This is a genomic window from Plasticicumulans lactativorans (assembly GCF_004341245.1).
Lineage (GTDB): Bacteria > Pseudomonadota > Gammaproteobacteria > Competibacterales > Competibacteraceae > Plasticicumulans_A > Plasticicumulans_A lactativorans.
This window is the reverse complement of sequence record NZ_SLWY01000061.1, coordinates 1-1088: the sequence shown is the minus strand read 5'-3', so window position 1 is coordinate 1088 and position 1088 is coordinate 1. Positions and strand designations below refer to the sequence as shown.

Below are 1088 nucleotides of genomic sequence, written 5' to 3'. Positions count from 1 at the left end.
TACTGATCTCTGCTTAGCTTTTTAATAAACTATGGTTATCAAAAGAACCGCCGGAGGTTGATAGCCATGTCATCGCAGACAGCGGATGGATTTGAGTATCGTCGTTGCCGGGCGCTCGCGTTGCGTGGACAGGGCTGGACGCAAGCGCAGATCGCACAGGCATTGGGGGTGACGCAGGGGGCCATCAGCCAGTGGGAGAAGGCCTACCATCAGCACGGCCGTATGGGCTTGGTGCGCCAGAAAGCGGCCGGCCCGATACCGCGCCTGGACGGGTTTCAGCGCCAGCGGTTGCTGGGACTGCTGAGCGAAGGTGCGCAGGCGGTCGGTTTTCGCGGCGAGGTGTGGACCTGTGCGCGGGTGCGGCGGGTGATCCAGTTGGCGTTTGGCGTGGTCTACCACCCGGCGCACATCAGCCGTCTGCTGCGCGCCTGGGGCTGGAGTGTCCAGAAGCCGTTCAAGCGGGCAAGCCAGCGCGACGAGACGGCGATCGAGGCGTGGATCAATGCGCGCTGGCCGGCAATAAAAAAAAGCGCAGGAACAGGGCGCGACGATCGTGTTTGTGGACGAGTCCGGGTTCTACCCGTTGCCCCTGGCGGTGCGGACGTACGCGCCGCGGGGCCAGACGCCGCTGCTGCATCCGTGGCTGACTCATGATCACCTGTCGGTGATCGGTGGCATTACCCCGCGGGGCGGGTTGTTCGTGCAGTTGCAGGCGCATGCGTATGACGGCACCGAGGTGGTGGGGTTTCTACGGCATCTCCTGCGCCATCTCGCGGGGCCGTTGTATGTCCTGTGGGATGGGGCATCGATTCATCGCAGCGCCGTGATGAAGGCGTTCCTGGCGACTGAGGCAGCACAGCGACTGCACGTGGAGCGGTTACCGGCCTATGCGCCTGAACTCAACCCGATCGAAGGCGTCTGGAGTCATTTGAAGCGGATCGAATTGCGGAATCTCTGCTGTCAGTCCTTGGTGGAATTGAAAGGAGAACTCCGGCGGGCGGTAGCACGGCTGCGGTGCAAGAAGCGGATTATTCTGGGTTGCTTCAAAGAGACTGGCTTGTATTAGCTAACCATGCAGAGCTCAGTAA

2 protein-coding genes are annotated in these 1088 nt (G+C 61.6%); both read left to right on the top strand.

The features are described 5' to 3' along the window. Positions 1-66: 66 nt before the first annotated feature. Positions 67-654, top strand: coding sequence for a winged helix-turn-helix domain-containing protein (locus EV699_RS20395; RefSeq protein WP_243662744.1), 588 nt, complete (start codon positions 67-69; stop codon positions 652-654). Beyond that, positions 560-1066 carry an IS630 family transposase gene (locus EV699_RS20390; RefSeq protein ID WP_243662743.1) on the top strand — a complete coding sequence of 169 codons (507 nt, stop codon included), beginning with the start codon at positions 560-562 and terminating at the stop codon, positions 1064-1066. Before EV699_RS20395 ends, EV699_RS20390 begins: the two co-directional genes overlap by 95 nt. Positions 1067-1088 lie beyond the last annotated feature (22 nt).

Bases quoted from the DNA above. Each gene is read 5' to 3' on its own strand.
- EV699_RS20395 (WP_243662744.1), top strand. From the start codon at position 67: ATGTCATCGCAGACAGCGGATGGATTTGAGTATCGTCGTTGCCGGGCG.